The sequence below is a fragment of the Vibrio floridensis genome, from assembly GCF_021852965.1.
In the GTDB taxonomy this organism is placed as follows: Bacteria; Pseudomonadota; Gammaproteobacteria; order Enterobacterales; family Vibrionaceae; genus Vibrio; species Vibrio floridensis.
The window spans coordinates 912,217-932,360 of sequence record NZ_JAKGCY010000001.1; the positions used below are offsets into that span (position 1 = coordinate 912,217).

At 46.0% G+C, this 20,144-nt stretch carries 17 protein-coding genes; 6 read left to right on the forward strand and 11 right to left on the reverse strand.

Translation table 11 applies throughout. From position 1 onward, the window contains the following. Nucleotides 1-7: 7 nt before the first annotated feature. From LZU85_RS03825 to nrdD, 4 genes are all read right to left on the reverse strand, one after another. Nucleotides 8-1,195, reverse strand: coding sequence for an amino acid aminotransferase (locus LZU85_RS03825; protein ID WP_176299034.1), 1,188 nt, complete (start codon nucleotides 1,193-1,195; stop codon nucleotides 8-10). 208 nt (nucleotides 1,196-1,403) lie between these two features. Then, complete coding sequence (locus LZU85_RS03830) at nucleotides 1,404-3,716, reverse strand: methyl-accepting chemotaxis protein (protein WP_237286414.1); 2,313 nt, start codon at nucleotides 3,714-3,716, stop codon at nucleotides 1,404-1,406. A gap of 214 nt (nucleotides 3,717-3,930) precedes the next feature. Continuing rightward, nucleotides 3,931-4,398 (reverse strand): anaerobic ribonucleoside-triphosphate reductase-activating protein, encoded by a 468-nt coding sequence (gene nrdG, locus LZU85_RS03835; RefSeq protein WP_130267728.1) that lies wholly within the window; start codon nucleotides 4,396-4,398, stop codon nucleotides 3,931-3,933. Between the two features lie 74 nt (nucleotides 4,399-4,472). Then, nucleotides 4,473-6,593: an anaerobic ribonucleoside-triphosphate reductase gene (nrdD, locus tag LZU85_RS03840; protein WP_176299032.1), complete on the reverse strand. Its 2,121-nt coding sequence runs from the start codon at nucleotides 6,591-6,593 to the stop codon at nucleotides 4,473-4,475. A gap of 352 nt (nucleotides 6,594-6,945) precedes the next feature. Here nrdD and LZU85_RS03845 point away from each other — a divergent pair, with 352 nt between their 5' ends. After that, entirely contained in the window at nucleotides 6,946-7,782 is an 837-nt protein-coding gene (locus LZU85_RS03845; protein WP_176299130.1) for an exonuclease/endonuclease/phosphatase family protein, read from the forward strand. 95 nt (nucleotides 7,783-7,877) lie between these two features. Here the strand turns inward: LZU85_RS03845 and LZU85_RS03850 are convergent, their stop codons facing one another. The 5 genes from LZU85_RS03850 to LZU85_RS03870 are packed head-to-tail and all read right to left on the reverse strand — an operon-like array spanning nucleotide 7,878 to nucleotide 13,297. Further along, nucleotides 7,878-11,030, reverse strand: coding sequence for an efflux RND transporter permease subunit (locus LZU85_RS03850; RefSeq protein WP_237286415.1), 3,153 nt, complete (start codon nucleotides 11,028-11,030; stop codon nucleotides 7,878-7,880). 1 nt (nucleotide 11,031) lies between these two features. Then, complete coding sequence (locus LZU85_RS03855) at nucleotides 11,032-12,036, reverse strand: efflux RND transporter periplasmic adaptor subunit (RefSeq protein WP_237286416.1); 1,005 nt, start codon at nucleotides 12,034-12,036, stop codon at nucleotides 11,032-11,034. Nucleotides 12,037-12,075: 39 nt separating this feature from the next. Further along, nucleotides 12,076-12,534, reverse strand: a complete 459-nt coding sequence (locus LZU85_RS03860; protein WP_237286417.1) for a YeeE/YedE family protein — start codon at nucleotides 12,532-12,534, stop codon at nucleotides 12,076-12,078. 17 nt (nucleotides 12,535-12,551) lie between these two features. Continuing rightward, a complete protein-coding gene (locus tag LZU85_RS03865) occupies nucleotides 12,552-12,971 on the reverse strand; it encodes a YeeE/YedE family protein (RefSeq protein WP_176299028.1) in 420 nt (139 codons plus the stop codon). A gap of 14 nt (nucleotides 12,972-12,985) precedes the next feature. Continuing rightward, on the reverse strand, nucleotides 12,986-13,297 hold the full coding sequence (locus tag LZU85_RS03870) for an ArsR/SmtB family transcription factor (protein WP_176299027.1): 312 nt from the start codon (nucleotides 13,295-13,297) through the stop codon (nucleotides 12,986-12,988). 150 nt (nucleotides 13,298-13,447) lie between these two features. On the opposite strand from LZU85_RS03870, the gene LZU85_RS03875 reads away from it, so the two are divergent. From LZU85_RS03875 to LZU85_RS03885, 3 genes are all read left to right on the forward strand, one after another. Continuing rightward, nucleotides 13,448-13,633, forward strand: coding sequence for a YgaP family membrane protein (locus tag LZU85_RS03875; protein WP_237286418.1), 186 nt, complete (start codon nucleotides 13,448-13,450; stop codon nucleotides 13,631-13,633). A gap of 82 nt (nucleotides 13,634-13,715) precedes the next feature. After that, complete coding sequence (locus tag LZU85_RS03880) at nucleotides 13,716-15,383, forward strand: FAD-dependent oxidoreductase (protein WP_237286419.1); 1,668 nt, start codon at nucleotides 13,716-13,718, stop codon at nucleotides 15,381-15,383. A 280-nt stretch (nucleotides 15,384-15,663) separates the two neighbouring features. Then, nucleotides 15,664-16,008, forward strand: a complete 345-nt coding sequence (locus LZU85_RS03885) for a YajD family HNH nuclease (protein WP_237286420.1) — start codon at nucleotides 15,664-15,666, stop codon at nucleotides 16,006-16,008. A gap of 175 nt (nucleotides 16,009-16,183) precedes the next feature. Here LZU85_RS03885 and LZU85_RS03890 read toward each other — a convergent pair whose 3' ends face one another. Further along, nucleotides 16,184-17,278 carry a ketoacyl-ACP synthase III gene (locus LZU85_RS03890; protein WP_237286421.1) on the reverse strand — a complete coding sequence of 365 codons (1,095 nt, stop codon included), beginning with the start codon at nucleotides 17,276-17,278 and terminating at the stop codon, nucleotides 16,184-16,186. A gap of 176 nt (nucleotides 17,279-17,454) precedes the next feature. Between LZU85_RS03890 and trxC the strand changes: the two genes are divergently transcribed. Together trxC and LZU85_RS03900 are read left to right on the forward strand one after the other, a co-directional pair. Continuing rightward, complete coding sequence (gene trxC, locus LZU85_RS03895; protein WP_176299022.1) at nucleotides 17,455-17,889, forward strand: thioredoxin TrxC; 435 nt, start codon at nucleotides 17,455-17,457, stop codon at nucleotides 17,887-17,889. Between the two features lie 198 nt (nucleotides 17,890-18,087). After that, nucleotides 18,088-19,242, forward strand: a complete 1,155-nt coding sequence (locus tag LZU85_RS03900; RefSeq protein WP_176299021.1) for an MFS transporter — start codon at nucleotides 18,088-18,090, stop codon at nucleotides 19,240-19,242. A gap of 2 nt (nucleotides 19,243-19,244) precedes the next feature. Here the strand turns inward: LZU85_RS03900 and LZU85_RS03905 are convergent, their stop codons facing one another. Then, nucleotides 19,245-20,129, reverse strand: coding sequence for an AraC family transcriptional regulator (locus LZU85_RS03905; RefSeq protein WP_237286422.1), 885 nt, complete (start codon nucleotides 20,127-20,129; stop codon nucleotides 19,245-19,247). Nucleotides 20,130-20,144: the final 15 nt, after the last annotated feature.

Genomic DNA, 20,144 nt, shown 5'->3' on the forward strand with positions numbered 1-20,144 from the left:
ACCTGCATTAACGTTGTGAGACTTTGACTATCGCGTCTGCCACGTATGGAATGTGCGCTTCTGTAAGACCAGCGATGTTAATTCGCCCGTCACCGACACCATAAATTCCATATTCATCTCGTAGCGTTCCCATTTGCTCAGGTGTAAAGCCTAGCACAGTAAACATACCCTTGTGGCTTTCAATGAAGTCGAATTGTGACGTATTGTGTTGATTTCTCAATTCATTACATAAAGTTTGACGCAGGTTTAACAAACGTTGCTGCATTTCACACAATTCTTGCTTCCAAGTGGTTGTAAGTTCAACATTTTGTAGGATTGTTTTGACCAATGCAGCACCATGATCAGGCGGCATGGTGTAAGTTGAGCGAGCCAATGTTAATAACTTGCCTTTCGCATTCGCGGATTCTTTCGCATTTTTGCCAATCACAATGGCCGCACCAGTACGTTCACGGTAAAGACCAAAATTCTTCGAACATGAAGTGGTAATCAGCATTTCTTCAACACGGTCAGCCATGAACTGCAGACCTTTGGCGTCTTCTTCAAGGCCATCACCAAAGCCTTGGTAGGCAATATCAACAAAGGGTGTGAAACCGTTCTTTACTGCCAAATCGGTGATGGCTTGCCAAGCAGCAAAATCGATGTCCGCTCCCGTTGGGTTGTGACAACAGCCATGAAGCAGTACGACGTCCTTTGGACCAGCAGTAGCAAGATCATCTAGCATCTGGCCGATGTCGACTTGCTTTGTTGCTGGGCTGAAGTAACGGTAATAACGCACTTTCAACCCTGCCGCTTCCATCACTGGTTTATGGTTTACATAACTAGGGTTAGAGATCCAAACGGTGGTCTCTGGCTGAGCCACTTTCATCAAATCACCAAGCATTCGCAGCGCGCCACTGGCTCCAGGAGTTTGAATAGCACTCACTCGGTCGAGCACGGAAGTGCCCGTAAGCAGTAAGTTCACCATCGATTGGTTAAACTCTTCACATCCTGCTAGGCCCACATACGATTTGGTGGTTTGAGTATTCGCTACCATTTTTTGTGCTTCTGCAACCGCTCGCATGATTGGCGTTTCGCCTTTGTTATTTTTGTAAACGCCAATGCCTAGGTCGACTTTTTGGTCGCGCGGGTCGTTACGAAATGCAACGGTAAGAGAAAGAATAGGATCTAATGCTGGTGTCGGTAATTGAGAAAACATGAAAGTCACAACCCTTTGAAATTCAAGTAATGGAGATTGCTCCAGATAGTGGGATAAACGTTAACATTAAAGCCTAAAAGTTCGAAACATATTTTTATTTTGTAGGAAATAAAAGTGAAAAGTCTCAATAGTCTCTCTTTCTCCTCACTTAAAGAGAGACCAATTAGACACTTTGACGGTCAAATGTTAGCCAAATGTTCGCCTGTCACTAGAATTTGAATTGAGCCATCTCTTGGCTCAGCTCTTTGGCTTGCATAGAAAGTGCCTTCGATACGTCATCAACCTGAGACACTTTGTCACTCACTGCAACAGAAGCGTCTGCGATGGATGTAATACTGCTGCTGATGTCTTCTGTGACCGCTCGTTGCTCCTCAGTTGCCGCCGCAATTTGGATATTCATCGCGTTCATTTCTTCTAACATTGAAACAAGCTGTTCAATCATCTCGGTGTTTGTTTTACAGGTTGAAACTCCACGCGAGACGGTTTTGTTGGCATTATCGATACACTGCGACACGCTGTTTGTTTCACGTTGTAACGCATCGATTTTTTGACGAATTTCTTCTGTTGAAGATTGAGTCCGACCAGCCAACGAGCGTACTTCATCAGCGACGACTGCAAAACCTCGCCCTTGTTCGCCCGCTCTCGCCGCCTCAATGGCCGCATTCAGAGCGAGCAAGTTGGTTTGCTCGGCAATACCTTGAATCACGTCGAGCACTTCAGCAATCGAAGCACTTTCATTTCTTAGTCGACCAATCGCTTCAACGGCTATCTGCATCTCATCATGCAATTTACCGATCTCTGCACCCAAGTTGTTGCCAACCTGTACGCCTTTCACGCCTTGCTCGTTCGCCCCTTTAACATAATCGGCGGCGCGATTGGCAAACTGCGCCACTTCCGCAATCGATGCACTCATTTCGTTGACTGCGGTTGCCACCGAATCGGATTTCGCGTTTTGCTCGGCGACCGCTTGACGTGTTGCTCGCATATTGTTGGTTATGTTGAGGGAATTGTTGCTCAACGTATCCGTTGCACTGGAAAACTGGCCGATCATTTGGCGTAGGTGTGAGAACAAATGATTGAGTGAGGTAGACAGCTCAGTGACCTCGTCTTTGCCTTGGACATCAAGTTGCTCAGTTAAGTCGTTATTACTACAAATTCGCTCAATTTTTTCACAAGCAAGGCGAATGGGCCGAGAGATACTGTTACCTAACACATAAGAAAGCAACACGGAAACGACAATGATCCCGACGATACTCATTAAAACGGTGTTTCTCACCGAGCCTTCCAATAGCGCTACATCCTGGAGTGCTTCGTCGTAGTCAATTTCCGTCAATATTGCCCACTTCAAACCGGCAACCGTAACCGGACTGTACGCAGACATGACTTGCACCCCGCGGTAGTCGTTGATGATCTCAAATCCCATTTTGCCCATTAACGCGCTACGTGAAGCATCACTGTCGATTTCTTGTCGGCCGATGGTCGAACCTTTGCTGATAATCTGTGTCAGCAGTTTCGACGAGACACCCGTCGATTTCATCACAGCCAAATAGTCATCAGGCGCTTCCAACAGAAAGCGAGACTGGCTACGCATTTTCTTGTCTGGGCCGACGAGATAACTTTCGCCGCTTTTACCCAAACCCGATGCCGCCCAATTCCCACCAAAGGTCATGATGCTGTTGATCACATCCACCGGCATTTGGAAAATCAGTACGCCCAAGCGCGAGTTACCTTCCATTATTGGTGTGGCTATAAATGAGGCGGCCGCTTCATACGAGGGATAATACGGTTTGAAGTCATCAAGGTAGTATTGAGCTTTACCCAAAGCCGCCGCTTTTCTGTAGGCTTCTGCAATACCAGTATTCGAATAAGGCCCTTGCTTAAGATTGGTGGCAAAATCCAACTCTTTAAAGACGGAATAAACCACATTGCCATCATTATCGACGAAAAAGATATCGTAATAGCCAAAGGCTTCTAAAAAGTGTTTGGTGGAAGGGTGATATTTTGCGTGAACTTGATCGTAAGTAGTGCCGAGCGTATCACTGATATATTGGTGTTTTTCGCCCAGTGGATTCGGATTGACCGCAATGTATCGTGCTTGAAGTGCTTTGCCAACCTCACCAATTTGATCAAGCATACTGATTTCGTTGGCAGCTAGCCCCTCATTAAGCGCTCGATACTTTTGTCCAAATTGATTGCTGTAGTAATTACGCAAGGCATTGACGTCTTGCGATGAGAGCTGTTGTGAAGGATACGTTTGAAACGCTTGACTAAAGGCTTTCATTGCGTCTTTAGTCGCAATGTCATCCGCTAAGGTTTCGACTTGATAATGAATTTGCTCAAAGTAGCTCTCAATCTCATTTTTCTTAATTTCGCGTACAGAAACCAGTTGTTGCGACGCTCGTGTGACAAGTGCTTGTTCAGAAAGCGCTGCAGATTTTAAACCAACTATAGCACCAGTAAATACAACGCCCAGTGCGCATAACGCTGTTGAGACCAAGATAATCTTATTAGCAATTTTCATATTCAAACCTGACCGCGACAGCGGCTCCTGAGTAAATACATCCCCAAAGAACCAACTGAGCGAAAATGTTTGAATTAATATACGTAGAGTGTAGTCAGCGATATAAGTGAGCGCGAATAGAAATTAAAGTCATAACGAATTCGCGCCTTCAAGAGTCAGCCTAAACCACCAAGGTGGTTGAATCTTAACACTTAGTTGACTGGTTAGACCTGACTTACAGCTTAAAGCAGTGAATGATTTGATTCGCGCTTCCCCGCCACTCCAAGCTTGGGTCCGCTTTGTCTTGCTCAAACTTACCATCTATCAATGTGTCGATGTATGGCAGTATTTGTCGTTGAGCTTCGTCAAGCTCATCAAGAGTGTATCCAGTCCAAACCCAGATGTCTTTCTCCGAGCATTCCTGTTTGACGCGCTTTACCAAACGCAAAATATCGGCAACATTTGCTGGATGCAATGGATCCCCGCCAGAGAGCGATAAACCACGGCGTTTGATACGAGTGTCATTAAGATCCGCGATGATTTGATCTTCCGCTTCTTGGGTAAACGGCACACCAGAATCTAAACGCTGCGTCGACTGATTGTAGCAACCACGACACTGATGAACACAGCCTGAAACAAACAGTGTGCATCGTGTACCCGGTCCATTAACCACGTCGACAGGATAATACTGGTGATAATTCATATTGACCTCTGGAAAAAATGAACCAACCGGATGGGGTTGGCTCATTGAATAACGAGTGAAACCTAATGCGTTACTTACAAGTGTTTCACGCGACGTTTCACTTCTTCTTGCTTACCGAAGTTAAATGGGCGCGCATCTGGACTGCCTAAGTAACCGCAAACACGACGAGTAACCGATACTTTGGATGAGTCATGGTTGCCACATTTCGGACAGGTAAAGCCTTTGCTGGCGCAATCAAACTCTCCGGTATAACCGCACTCGTAGCACTCATCAATCGGTGTATTGGTGCCGTAATAAGGGACTTTGCTGTAACTGTAATCCCATACGTTTTCTAGCGCTTCAATATTCTTTTGCATGTTAGGAAATTCGCCATAGCAGATAAAACCGCCGCTAGAAATTTCTGGATACGGCATCTCGAAATCGATCTTGTCGTATGGGTTTACTTTCTTTTCAACATCCAAATGGAAGCTGTTGGTGTAATAACCTCTGTCTGTGACGCCTTCAATCACACCAAATTCTTTGGTATCGATTCGGCAGAAGCGGCTACAAAGGTTTTCACTTGGCGTACCGTATAAACTGAAGCCATAGCCCGTTTCTTCCGTCCACGCTTCTACCGCTTTCTTCATGCGTTTAACAATATTTAACGCTTTCTCACGCAGTTCGTTGTCATCGTAAACGTGTGTTTGGTGACCAAACAGCGCGTTAATGGTTTCGTGGATACCAATGTAACCTAACGAAATGGATGAGCGGCCATGTTTGAAAATGTCAGCAATCGGCTGGTCCGCTTTCAAACGGATACCGCAAGCTCCTTCCATATAGAGGATTGGGGCCACTCGAGCTTTAACGTTTTCTAAACGACTGATGCGTGTCTCTAACGCACGGCGTGCAAGCTTCAGTTTTGAATCCAACAACGCATAGAATTTTTCTTCATCACCACCCGCTTTCAAAGCGATACGTGGCAAGTTCAAGCTGACAACACCTAGGTTATTGCGACCTTCGTGAATCAGCTCACCATTCTCTTCGTAGGTGCCTAGGAAGCTACGGCAGCCCATTGGCGTTTTGAATGATCCGGTGATCTCAACCACTTTGTCGTAGTTCAAGATATCTGGATACATACGCTTAGAAGCACACTCTAACGCCAATTGTTTAATGTCGTAGTTTGGATCGGTTGGTTTATGATTCAGACCATCTTTAATAGCGAATACCAGTTTCGGGAATACCGCTGTCTTGCGGTTCTTACCAAGGCCCGCAATACGGTTTTTCAAAATGGATTGTTGAATCAATTTCGATGCCCAACTTGTACCCAAACCAAAACCAAACGTCACAAATGGTGTTTGACCGTTCGCGGTGTGCAATGTGTTCACTTCATACTCTAGAGATTGAAACGCATCATAACATTCCTTCTCGGTACGCGATTTTGCAAAGCCGTCTGGATTATGGATATCCCACTCTTGGGCAATTTTTAAGTGCTTTTCGTAACTCGCGTTAACATACGGCTCAAGGATCTCATCAATGCGATTTATGGTGGTACCACCATAAATGTGGCTCGCCACTTGCGCGATAATTTGCGCAGTCACCGCAGTTGCGGTTGAAATTGACTTAGGCGTGTCAATTTCCGCATTACCCATTTTAAAGCCGTGAGTCAGCATGCCTTTTAGGTCAATCAGCATGCAGTTAAACATTGGGAAAAACGGCGCGTAATCGAGATCGTGATAGTGAATATCACCTTCATCATGCGCCTGAACCACATCGCGTGGCAAAATGTGCGTTTTGGCATAGTGCTTCGCCACAATACCGGCGAGTAAATCACGTTGCGTTGGGATTACCTTACCATCTTTATTGGCATTTTCGTTGATTAAGTCAACGTTGCTCTCTTCAATCAAACCTTCGATTTCTCGTGTGAGTGCGCTTTGCTTTTCACGCGCAATATCACGATCATGACGATATTCGATGTACGCACGAGCCAATGACTTGTATGGGCCTTGCATCAACTCGTTTTCTACTCGAGTTTGGATTTCGTGAATGTGAACTTCATCGTGATCTTTTAGCTGCAGCTCAACGGCTAGCGCCACATTGAGCGCATAAATAGCAATCTCTTTGTCGACATGCTCTGCGGCCGATTCTACTGCTGCTTGAATGCGATCGCGGCTAAACGGAGCCCTTGAGCCATCACGCTTGATTACGATTGGTTTCACTTTTTTCTCCTTACCCTAAGCATACTCACAGAGTTATCCACAAACACACTATATAGGGTTACTTTTTATCCGACTGACACTATATGTTGTGGCGTATTAAACGAAAAGCACTCGGTAAAAGTATTGATTTCGATCAACAAAATTCAACGATGGATTAAGATCAAATCGATCTTATTGGCGCAGATCTCAGATAAAAATAAAACGATGAAAATTGCAAAAATGTGGCGGTTTCTACTTGAAATTTTTGCAGTGCTTGTGTGATAAAGGCTGCCAAATACGAAAAGGATTTTAACCAATGTTACTACGCGTTCATGCTCTCTTTTTATTCTTCGTCACCTCTTTGCTATTTCCAATGTCACCAGTTTCAGCTCAACCGATCACCGTCACAAGTTGGAATATGGAGTGGCTTTCATCTTCACCTTCCGCTCGTGTAAAAGAAAGTCAACGTGATGATGAAGATTTCAAAAAACTTGCATACTATTTTCAAACGACAGCCACCGACCTCCTCGCCTTCCAAGAAGTCAACGACATCAACGCACTGCGGAAAGTGGTGGGCAAGGAGTATCAGATTCTTCTGTCTGACCGTGCTAACCCACGTTATCAACGCTTTCAGTTTGACGACATCAATCAGTACACAGGCTTTGCCATTAGAAAAGGCCTTCCTTATCGTGACGTGGGTGATGTCCAGTTGAACAAGGGCAACAGCAAGTTACGTTTCGCTTCTTATGTCGTAATCGGCGATGGGCCACACGAAATACATGTGCTCAATGTCCACTTGAAAGCGGGATGCAGCGGCACATATAAAAGCAGCGACGCCTGCAAAACACTCAAAAACGAGGGACAAGAACTGTCCAAGTGGATTGTTGAAAGGCAAAAACTCGAACAAAGGTATATGGTGCTCGGCGATTTTAATCACAACCTCGCCCACCCCAATGACTGGTTGATGGCAGAGTTAGCGAACAAGGGAGATCTGCTGCTATTGACGGCCAAAACGGCTGCAAAGTGTAAAGTACGTTCAAAGAAAAATCCTGACCGCATTCACTCATTTCGCTCTTTGATTGATCACATTGCGGTTAGCGACGGATTAAGTGCAACCCAAGCCAATCAAACCGTGTTTTCAAGCCAAGATGTTCTTCAGTATCAGTTAAGTGATCACTGTCCAGTCTCCACCACTCTTACTCTACCGTAACCTTCGTGATGTTTAGAAACGTATATTAGCGTTGCGAACTAAAAAGAATGAGCCCCTGTTTGGGGCTCAATATCTTAACTCAACACTTTACTTTGCTACTCGACAAATCGCTTCTTCATCACTGCAAAATAGAGCACCGGTATCACTATCAGCGTGAGAATCGTCGAGACGAAGATACCAAAGATCAAACTGATCGCGAGTCCATTGAAGATGGGGTCGTCTAGTATAAATACCGCACCAATCATCGCCGCGAGTGCTGTTAGCATAATGGGTTTTGCTCGAACCGCTGCCGATTGCATCACAGCTTCCGCAAATTCGACACCTTCACCGACCTGTTGATTAATAAAATCCACCAGCAGAATGGAGTTGCGCACAATGATGCCAGCAAGTGCAATCATGCCAATCATGGACGTGGCCGTAAACTGCGCCCCCAACAGAGCATGGCCAGGCATTACACCGATAATGGTCAGTGGAATCGGTGCCATGATAATCAGCGGAACTAGATAAGACTTAAACTGCGCCACCACCAGCAAGTAGATAAGCACCATACCAACGGCATAGGCGATCCCCATATCACGGAACGTTTCATAAGTGATGGTCCACTCCCCATCCCACATAATTGAAATGCCCTGCAACCCATCAGGCTGATGAATAAAGTACTGTTCAATCGGCATTTGTTGGCCAAGAGTGCTAGACAACGTGGCCATTCCATACAACGGGCTGTCGGTTTCTCCTGTCATGTCGGCGACAACCATCACCATAGGAACGAGATTCTTGTGCACGATGTAATCTTCCATCTGGCTTTGACGAACGTTAACCAACTCCGACAGCGGATACTGGTTACCCGTTTGGCTTTGCACACGGAGATTAAGCACTTGTTCTAAGCGCACTTTTGCCGACTCAGCGGCTTGGATCATCACTGGAATCGGATATTTTCCGTGCTCGACATGCAGGTAGGAGAGCGGTTTTCCACCCACCGACGTCGCAAGAGCATCGACAATCTCACTGTACGGAATCATCAGGCGAGCTGCTTTGCTACGATCGATAGTGACTTGCCATTTTTGATGAATTTCTGGCAGATACATATCGACATCAACAATGTCATCGGTTTCGCGGAAAATCTCACGCACCTGACGGGCCGCTTCTGCTCTCAGCTCAGGTGTCGGTGCATACACTTCTGCCAAAATTGGCGACCAAACTGGTGGGCCGGGCGGCACCTCTACGACTTTGACTTTTCCGCCAAATGCCTTCGCAATCTCATTTAATATTGGACGTACCGCGCTAGCGATTTCATGACTATCACGATCTCGCTCACGACGATCCAACAAATTCACTTGAATGTCTCCTTGATGAGCTTGATTACGCAAGAAATAGTGACGCACCAAACCGTTAAAGTTCATTGGCGCAGCACTGCCTACGTAAATCTGATAGTCACTTACTTCTGGCACTTCATTGAGCGAACGAGCCATTTCAAAAAGCACTCTCTGAGTCTTTTCGAGTGAGCTCCCTTCCGGCATATCGAGCACCACTTGGAACTCCGACTTATTGTCAAAAGGCAGCATTTTTAATACCACCGCCTGCATCACTGGCAACGCAACTGATGCGGCAATGAGTCCAACAATGCCAAACAACAACAAGAGTCGGTTACGGCTTTGTGCTTTCGCCGTGATAAACGGAGACATTAGACGATGGAAAATCGAGTCTGCTTTGTGAGACTCCTCATGATGGGCCGACTTAAGTAATTTTCCGGATAACCAAGGAGAGACGACAAACGCCACCGCTAGTGAAATCAGCATGCCCATTGACGCGTTGATCGGAATTGGGCTCATGTAAGGCCCCATTAATCCGGAAACGAAGGCCATTGGCAGCAGTGCGGCGATCACGGTTAACGTCGCCAAGATCGTTGGCCCCCCAACCTCATCCACCGCGACAGGGATCAACTCGGCCAGTTTTTTCTTACCCATCGACATATGACGGTGAATATTCTCTACCACGACAATCGCGTCGTCGACCAAAATACCAATCGAGAAAATCAGTGCAAACAGCGAAACTCGGTTGAGCGTAAAACCCCATGCCCAAGAAGCAAACAGGGTGATCATCAAGGTGACGATAATGGCAATTCCCACCACTAATGACTCTCGCCAACCCATCGTCAGCAATACCAATAGCACAACAGCGGTGGTTGCAAAGGCCAGCTTGCCTATCAAAGTATTACTTTTGTCTGCCGCCGTTTTACCGTAGTCCCGTGTAATCGTGACGTCAACATCATGAGGGATGAGCTGGTTTTTCAGTACCTCGAGACGCTCTTCAATATTTTTTGCCACATTGACCGCGTTTTCGCCGCCCTTTTTCGCAATCGCCATCGTCACTGCTGGGTAAATACCCTGCTTGTCACTGGTCCAAACATTGTGCGTTGGCGTATTCACGCCCAATTCAATTTCGGCGATATCTGAAAAATAGACTGGGGCTCCATCAGCAACGCCAACTACTAACTGTTTAATTTGATCCACTTGGGTCAAAAACTCGCCGATCTGCAACGGAACTTGCTGATTATCATGAGTCAGACTTAATGTCATTGAACGTTGATTCGCAGAAGGGATCGCTTGGTTAAGATGGTTTATCGTTATTCCATACGCATTCATTTTCACCGGGTCAAGACGAACATCGACTATAGACGCGTGCCCCCCTACGGTATAAATGTCGCGTGTGCCATCAATGCGTTTGAGTTCGGTTTCTAATCCATGAGCAATTTGTGTGAGTTGCTGACCGCTATATTGGCCAGATTTATCCGATAAAGTAACCGTCACTATTGGCACATCTTCAATACCGCGGGGCTTAATGATGGGCTCTCCCACCCCAACGCCTTTCGGCATCCAATCTTTATTGGAATACAGCTTGTTATAGATTCGGACAACCGCATCGTTGCGAGTGACACCAACATCAAAGATCGCCACAATCATTGCCCCGTCAGGCTGGGAAAATGAGTAGATTTTATCGATGCCCTGAATTTCAGAAATGACTTGTTCCGCTGGCGTTGTCACTAAGCTTGCGACTTCTTGTGGCGATGCACCCGGAAATGGGATGTAGACATCGGCAAATGTCACGTCGATTTGAGGTTCTTCTTCTTTGGGTGTGATGATCACAGCAAATAACCCCATCAATAAGCCCACAAGCGCGAGTAATGGTGTCATTGCTGAATTTTGAAAGGCCGCGGCAATGCGACCCGATATTCCGAGTCGTGTATCCATACTATTTACCTTTCACATTGATAAGATCAGTGGTGATGCGATCGCCAATCTCTAGCCCCGATAATACTTCGAAGCCCTGTTCAAACTCTTGCCCAAGACGAATAGGATTGAGCACTGGATTGCCGTTGTCATCCAAGCGATAAACTACGCTCAACTCAGCGCGGCGAATCACGGCTTGTTTAGGGATCAGCAACAACTGACGCTCGCCATAACGGAAAGAAGTCTTCACCCATGCACCGGGTATAAAGTCAGCTTGATTCTCGGGCAAATCGAGCCGAATGGGGTAACTGTGTGAATCGGCCTCAGCGTACTGGAATAGGTTGTAAGAAACAGGGACAACAGAGAGTTGATTGGCGTTTTCAATCGTAAATTGATCCGCTGACGTAACATAGCCACGATACCGTTGTGGAATTTTTGTCTCTACACGCAGTTGCTGTAATGAAAAGCCACTCAAAAGCGGTGTGCCCGGTGCGACGGTTTCACCTAGTTCAACAAAACGTTTTGTTACCACGCCATCATATGGCGCGGTAACGCTGGTGTATCCTAGGGATTCCTTCGCTTGAGCAACCGCCGCTTCGGCCGATTTAACCATAGCGGCACTGCTACGTGCGCGAGACTCCGCAGCATCCATCTGATCTTGCGAAATAGCCCCCTTCGGCATCAGTTGCCTAAAACGCTTTACTTGCGCCTGAGCTTCCGCGTTTTGCGCTTTAGCGCTGGCCAATTGAGCCGCAGCAGAATCGAGCGCCGCAGATTGCTGAACCGCACTGATCTCTAATAAGACCGTACCTTGAGTCACAAAGTCATTCACATCGACATTCAAAGCAACGACCGTACCCGATGTTTGAGCAGCCACCGTACCTTGATTGACAGGCTGAACCGTACCATCAAGAACAATCGTCTGCGGAACGGTTTGCAGAACCGCTGTATAAATATCTGAATGAGCCACACTAGGCAGCGTTGCGGAAACCGCGATGACCAGTGCAGTGTACTTAAGTCGTTGCATAGAAAATCTCCTTATATTCCTTACGCCAGCATAATGGGATTAAGCAAGCTCCGTTTTGACTTCTCGCTCATTTTTAAAACAAATCAGTAAGTTGGTTACGCCTAACCCAAACATCATCGCGGCAAAAAACAGCACGATTTGCACATTGCCCAAGCCTAAGCTCGCAACCGCTGGCCCTGGGCAGATACCGGCTAATCCCCAACCGATACCAAAAACTGCGGCACCAGAGACAAGTCGGCCATCAATCGTTTTCTTCGTTGCTAGGCAAAATGCTTCAGCATTGAGTGGTTTTTGCTGCTTTTTCACCAACAGAAAATAACCCGGCATGAAGACGGCAAGCGCACCGCCCATCACAAACATCAAACTAGGATCCCAATCTCCTGCCACATCAAGAAAACCAATGACTTTGTTTGGATCTGTCATGCCAGATATGGCCATACCTAGGCCAAAAAGCAGACCTGCCAGTAGCGATGTCACTCGAAAAACAAAATTGTTCATTGTTGTACCCTAGCCAATTAAATGAGATGAAGTCTGATGAATACGGTGATCGCCGCCACCGCCATGAAAATGCATGTAGCCACGATGGATCGCTTAGATAAACGACCAATGCCACATATGCCGTGACCACTCGTACAACCATTACCAAGGCGAGTACCAATCCCCACCAATAAGCCCGCCACGATAATCAACGCACTAGAAACCTCGATGACTGGACTTACCTGAGTATTGGAGAGCGTGGCGGCCAGAACACCACCAGAAATCATGCCAATGACGAACATTAATCGCCATGCAAAATCCTTTGTCTTGGGGGTCAATAAACCCGTTAGAATGCCACTAATCCCTGCGACTTTGCCATTGAGTAACATCAAGGTTAACGCAGAGATACCAAGTAAAATGCCTCCTGCCAACGACGTCCAAGGTACTGCAAATTCCATAAATTCCTCACTAATTAGGGGCAAAAAATAAACTGAAGGCTGCCAATTAAATGTTCAATTCTCGGGTCAGCCAAAGAGTAGAAAACTTGTTGTGATTCTTTTCTCGCCTTTACTAAGCCATGTTTACGCAGCACTGTTAGGTGTTGTGAAAATGCGGATTGACTTAAGGTTGAGCTTTGCTGTAACTGCCCTACACCAATCTCTCCTTTGGTTAACTGGCAAAGAACCATCAAACGCTCTGGGTGCGCGACTATCTTCAATAGTTCTGCCACACTTTCCGCACTGTTTCGCATCTGTTCTAGATCTATCGTTTTGTCGTGACTCATCGTTCACCCTCCGTTTCTGTATGACAAATCTTACCGTCACAATTTAATTAGTCAATTCTAATTTAGACTTTTTGCAATTAGATTAATTTTTATTAGACATTTCTAATTTAAGTGTTAAGGTATTACCAACAACAACGTGGAGAGTTCGTTATGACTGTAGAAAACGGAGTTCGCATTCTTGCGGGAAGTATGGTGCTTTTATCATTGGTTTTAACACACTATGTGCATGAAAACTTTATCTGGTTAACGGTCTTCGTTGGGCTAAACCTCATTCAAAGCGCATTTACTGGTTTTTGCCCTGCGACATTCTTCCTAAAAAAACTTGGCCTCAAGTAACAAATTTTCACTTTCAGAGCTGATACATTTACATCACTAAATCGGTTGGCTCGAAAGTTCATAAAGTTAAGGTTTTGTAGATATGACTAAGATTGTAATTGTTGGTGGTGTCGCGGGAGGTGCTTCTGCTGCTGCTCGTGCTCGTCGTTTAAGTGAAGATGCACAAATTATCATGTTTGAACGTGGTCCTTTCGTTTCATTTGCCAACTGTGGTTTGCCTTACCATATCGGTGGCGATATCAAAGAGCGCAGTAAACTGTTGTTGCAAACCCCCGAGAGCTTTCTTGCTCGATTTAACGTTGATGTGCGCGTTATGAACGAAATTACCGCTATCAATCGTCTGGATAAAAGTGTCACAGTGAAAAACTTGATCGATGGTAGTGAATACCAAGAGAGTTATGATTTTTTACTGCTTAGCCCTGGCGCAGGCCCAGTTGTGCCACCGATTCCTGGTGTGAACAACCCACTCACACACTCCCTGCGCAATATTCCAGATATGGATAAGATCATCCAAACAATCCAACATAACAATGTTGAACACGCAACGGTTGTTGGCGGAGGCTTTATCGGTTTAGAGATGATGGAAGCCTTCCATCAACTTGGCATTAAAACCACTCTGCTTGAGCTTGCAGACCAAGTGATGACGCCGGTAGACCGCGAAATGGCGGGGTTCGCCCATGCCGAGATTCGGGCTAAAGGCATTGACTTACGCCTAGGTACCGCTCTCTCAAGTGTCGAATACATCTCTACTGATGAGCAAGATACATCTGGACATCTGGAACTAAGCCTAAGTACCGGCGATAAACTCAACACCGATATTCTGATCATGGCGATTGGTGTGCGTCCTGAGACTAAATTAGCAAAAGAAGCAGGACTTCAAATTGGTGAATTAGGTGGTATTTACACCAACGAAATGATGCAAACCAGCGATCCTAGTATCTATGCCGTCGGTGATGCGGTCGAAGAAAAAGATTTTGTCACAGGTACACAAACTTTGGTTCCGCTTGCTGGGCCTGCTAACCGTCAAGGCCGCATGGCGGCAGACAATATGCTTGGTCGCAATGAAACCTATCAAGGTACGCAGGGAACGGCCATCTGTAAGATCTTCGACCTCGCCGTTGCCTCAACGGGTAAAAATGAGAAACAACTGAAGCGCGATGGTATTGATTACGAAAAAGTGTATGTCCACACTGCCAGCCACGCGAGCTACTATCCAGGTGCTGAGATTGTCTCGTTCAAAATGTTATTCGATCCTAAAACAGGAAAGATCTTTGGTGCGCAAGCGGTGGGTAAAGATGGCGTGGATAAACGCATTGATGTGATGGCGGTTGCCCAACGTGCTGGCATGACTGTCGAGCAGTTGCAGCATCTTGAACTTACTTACGCTCCGCCATTTGGCAGCGCCAAAGATGTGATCAACCAAGCTGCCTTCGTTGCAAATAACATCATTAAGGGTGATGCCACTCCGATTCACTTTGACGAGATGGACTCACTCACTGATAACCAAGTACTGCTGGACGTGCGTAATCCTGGTGAGCTTGAAAACGTCGGTTTTATTAAGGATGCGATCAACATTCCTGTAGACCAATTACGCCATCGTATGAACGAACTACCAAAAGACAAAGAGATCATCATTTACTGTCAAGTTGGGTTACGCGGTAACGTAGCATATCGTCAGCTAGTGAATAATGGTTTTAAAGCGCGAAATCTCATTGGTGGCTACCGCACCTATCAGTTCGCAAAAGCATAACAACACTGCATTTTTGTTTTGGAGCACTTAACGTGCTCCTTTTTTCTATCTAGACAATATCATCGAATCGACCTGAGCCTAATGGACTTTAGCAAACTTTACGCAGTCGCTGTCCCATAAACCCTGCTCTTGAAACACGCGACAGGCACTCACCGTGTGGCTTTTGGCTCGTTAACTTAGTTGCTGAGTTCAAGCAATAACACGGCGCTTAATATTGGTCACTCTTTCTAAACGATGCTTGTGCTAGCATCTCTACTAAACGATTATTTGGGGTAAACATATGTCTTCTGATCGCAACGGATCCAGTTCAAACTATGCACGCAAAGAAGCGGGTTATAGAGAAAAAGCACTAAAACTCTATCCTTGGGTATGCGGCCGGTGCGCAAGAGAATTTGTTTACTCAAATTTACGCGAACTTACCGTTCACCACAAAGACCACGACCATACAAATAACCCAGAAGATGGCAGCAACTGGGAGTTGTTATGTCTCTATTGCCACGATCATGAGCATAGCAAATACCTAGAACATGAACGCTATGGCAGTGAAGTAACGCCTAGTGAAGATGAACACAAAGTCGCCACATACAACCCGTTTGCTGATTTAGCGAATATGATAAAAAAGTGAACGGAAAGCACTGTTCTCAGCCGTTTTAAGCTCATTCAGTGAGATGGGTGGGTTCTTGATACATATAGGTATATCTATATTTCGACCTCCATTAAGTAAAATGGCCTAACCCGATGGCTAGACCTTTATCTTATCTTAAATCGAACAACGGCTGTCGCTGTTAAGTACCTAACGCTTAATCTCGTGTACGTTGACGAGAGTGGCAGTGTTCAATCGCTTTTTGCAACATCTCTAAAGCACTGTGAGGACATTCCGGTAGTGCAGCATCGCTCTCACCGATTGGTTCAACTCGCTTGCCCCACTTCACAAGGCCTGCCCCCCAAGTTAAGCCAGCGCCAAACGCCGCCAACAGAATATTGTCACCCGGCTTAATATGGCCTTGTTCTACCGCCTCACAGATGGCAATAGGCACGGTCGCTGCAGAGGTGTTGCCGTATTTTTGAATGTTGACGAATGCTTTGCTCTGGTCGATGCCAGAAAGATCACACAAGGTTTGGATGATACGAATGTTAGCCTGATGAGGGATGACTACATCAATGTCATCTTTGCTTAGCCCAGCGTGGCCAAGCACGTGTGCAGCCGCACTACCCATGCCTTTTACCGCACGCTTAAAAATCTCTTTACCAACAAAGTTAAAATCCCAGTGGCCATTATCAGCAGCGAAACGATCCATCGAAGTACCGAACTTCGGTACAGAAAGGATATCGCGTCCCTGAGCGTCACAGCCAATTTTCGCCGATTGTAGTCCGACAGGTTCTTCTGAACGCGAAAGAACGACGGCACCAGCACCATCACCAAACAACACCGCGGTATCGCGCATTGCCCAGTCGATGTAGAAAGAAAGACGCTCCGCACCAATCACCAAAGCATGACGATAGGCTCCGGACTGAATAAGGCGCGTACCCGTTTCTAAGCCGTAAACAAACCCTGTACACGCAGCATTTAAGTCGAAAGCTGCCGCTGACTCGATCTCCAAATTCTTTTGTACTAAAGACGCGATATTCGGAATCAGAGAATCTGGCGAACAAGTCGCAACAATAATTAAATCAATATCTTTCGCTTCAACACCCGCTCTCGCTAAGGCTTGTTTTGCTGCAACGGTAGCAAGTTCAGACGTGTTCACATGGCTGATTCGACGGTTCTCGATACCCGTACGAGTGCGGATCCATTCATCCGAAGTTTCTAGAAATGTGCTGAGATCGTCATTTGACAGGATTGCTGGTGGTAAACATTTTCCCCACCCGGTAATTTCCGCGTAATAAGTTGTCATCTTAGACCTATTTATTGTTGTTTTTGAGTATTGTGACCATGTTATCTGGTCAATGAATGACGAAAGTATACGCCTAATCGGCGGATCTGGTAAGTCCAGTTTTCCTTTCGGTATTGAACTGCAGGTCTTTCACCCTCATATAAGACGAAAGACAAAAAATAAGAGGAAGTTAAGCCATGTCGACCTTTCATTCTCGTTGCCCATCTTGTGGTGGTTTGAACCGTTTGCCGTCAGAGCGCGTTTCTGAACATCCTACCTGTGGCAAATGTAAAACAGAACTTTTAGATGGTGCACCTATTGAAGGTACCAATGATAATTTTACTCACTTGCTGCAAAGTAACGTGCCTGTCGTGGTTGATTTTTGGGCGCCGTGGTGCAATCCCTGCGTTGGGTTCGCTCCGGTGTTTCAAGATGTCGCTGCAGAACGCAAGGGGAAAGTTCGCTTTGTGAAAATTAATACTGAAGTCGAACAACAACTGGCCGCACAGTATCAGATCAGGAGCATTCCAACCGTGATGGTGTTTAAACAGGGAAAACGTGTTGATGTGGTCAACGGAGCACTGCCAAAAGGCCAATTTGATCAATGGCTTAATCAAGCACTGTTAAAATAACCCATTTGCCAGACAAACGTCGTGTTTGTCTGGCAACTCATTAGCCTACCCAATAGGTTCCTTTCGCTCATTACATCAACACATCAATAAAAATTCGAGTCCTTGACGACAAATATCTCTGATTTTACATGTCTGTTTTTTGGTCGCATAGTCGCGCCAAATCACTTTAACTGATATGCAAACTGGAGACAAAAAGGCGTGAACAAAGCAGCAGACAAATCACTCGGCATTGCCGTTCCTATTGTGGCGTTAACACTTTATTCCGTAGCGTCTGGGTATCTGATGAGTCTGATTCCGCTAGTCACCAACCAGTATCAACTTCCCGTTTCTCTTGTGAGTTGGCTTGCCAGCGTGTTTTATGCTGGACTCTTGGTCGGTTCTTTGTTTTTCGAGCCCATCGTTCAACGTATCGGTCACAAACTGGCGTTTATCACCTGTTTAGTCACTTTCATTGCTAGCATCGTCATTTTGCCAATGCTGCCTTCAAGTACCGTATGGCTTATCGCTCGATTCATCGCCGGCATTGCGGTTGCAGGAGTCTTTGTTGTGGTTGAGTCATGGCTGCTCGATGGCGATGAACGTTCTCGTGCAAAACGACTCAGCTTTTATATGATTTCTTTGTATGGCGGTACTGCGTTTGGTCAAATGGGCATAACGCTATTGGGCACAGAGGGGCTATTACCTTTCGCGATAATTTGCGTGACGCTGTCACTGGCTATTTTAACTCTCCTGTGCTTCAAGACAGCGCAACCCAACAGCACCGAATCTGAGAGTTTGTCATTTAAACAGATCATCAACTTAGATCATGCGGCCATCATTGGTTGTATCGTCTCTGGATTAACGTTGGGAGCGATTTACGGTTTGATGCCATTGGAGTTGGCTAACCGTCATATTGCCCACGGCGAAATCGGTACACTGATGGCTTTGATTATTTTGGGTGGTATGGTCGTTCAACCAACTGTGACATTACTCAGCAAGTGGACAGGCAAAACGCTGTTGATGGCGTTCTACGGTTTGGCGGGAGTATTTGCGATTGGCTTGACCTTATTAACCACATCAACTCTTGTTCTAGCAATTGCCCTGTTTGTTTTAGGTATGGCGGTATTTGCCCTTTACCCTGTTGCGATTACACTAGGCTGCCAGCAACTTGATAACCGTTTTATTGTTTCCGCTACGCAGGTCATGCTGTTTAGTTATAGTGTAGGTTCCGTTGTCGGTCCGGCACTGGCTGGTCATTTTATGCTACGCCCACACGGTTTGCTGGGTTACTTGTTCGCGATACTGGTTCCGACCACTATTTACATGCTGTTTGCCGCAATGAAGACTCGAAAAGTGGTCTCTTTGGGCGAGTAACACTAAAGCTGAGTTTTACGATATTGAGTCGGCGATAGACCAAAATATTTCTTAAAACGATGAGTGAAGTTATAAGGGTCTTTATAACCGAGTCGATTGGAAATCATGGTGATCGTCCACTCTCTATAGCGAAGGAGATCCGCCGCTTTCTCCATTCTAAGTTGAATTAAACGCGCGCGAGGTGAAAGGCCAAACAACTGCTTTGTTAGGCGGTTGAACTGTTCCTCACTAATAAAACAGTGCTCCGCCATTTCGGCAACGCTCCACGGCAAATGCAGTTGGCTTTCCACCTCATTAAATAGGGCTTGCACGCGTGAAAGTGAACCTGGAATACCGGGCTCAATGCGCGATAGCATTCTCACCACTTCGCTAACCAACATTCTTCGGTAACTTGTTCGCCCGCCAATTTCGCCGTAAAGCAGACACATCAACGACCAAATCTGTTCTGACTCACGAAAGCTCACGACGGTTTGACCCATTTGAGCAATGTGTGCCCATTTGTCTGTTGGTTGCGGCAACAACCAAATCATATCCCAATGCGCAAGGTCAGGATTCATCTCAAAACGAAAAGGCGTTTTCGCTGGCAATATAGTTAAGGAGTAAGGCGGAATTTCCTTTACTGCCTCTTTCGTTATCAGAACCCCTCCACCTTTGAGAGTAAACAGCAACGTATGTACACCCACACCATACCGCTCAACGTAGTAGCCATCTTTTAGCTCAGCAATGCCTGCCATAAACACATCTGCATTACGCCACTCCGGGATCTCCGTCAACGTTAAGAATCGCTCTTTACATCGATCGGCAAGATGGACTTCATCTATCCATTGCTGCTTTGGCAAATAACCATCAATGACGGATTTGCACAGCTTTTGTGATTTTTCAAACATGTTAACTCGCAAGCA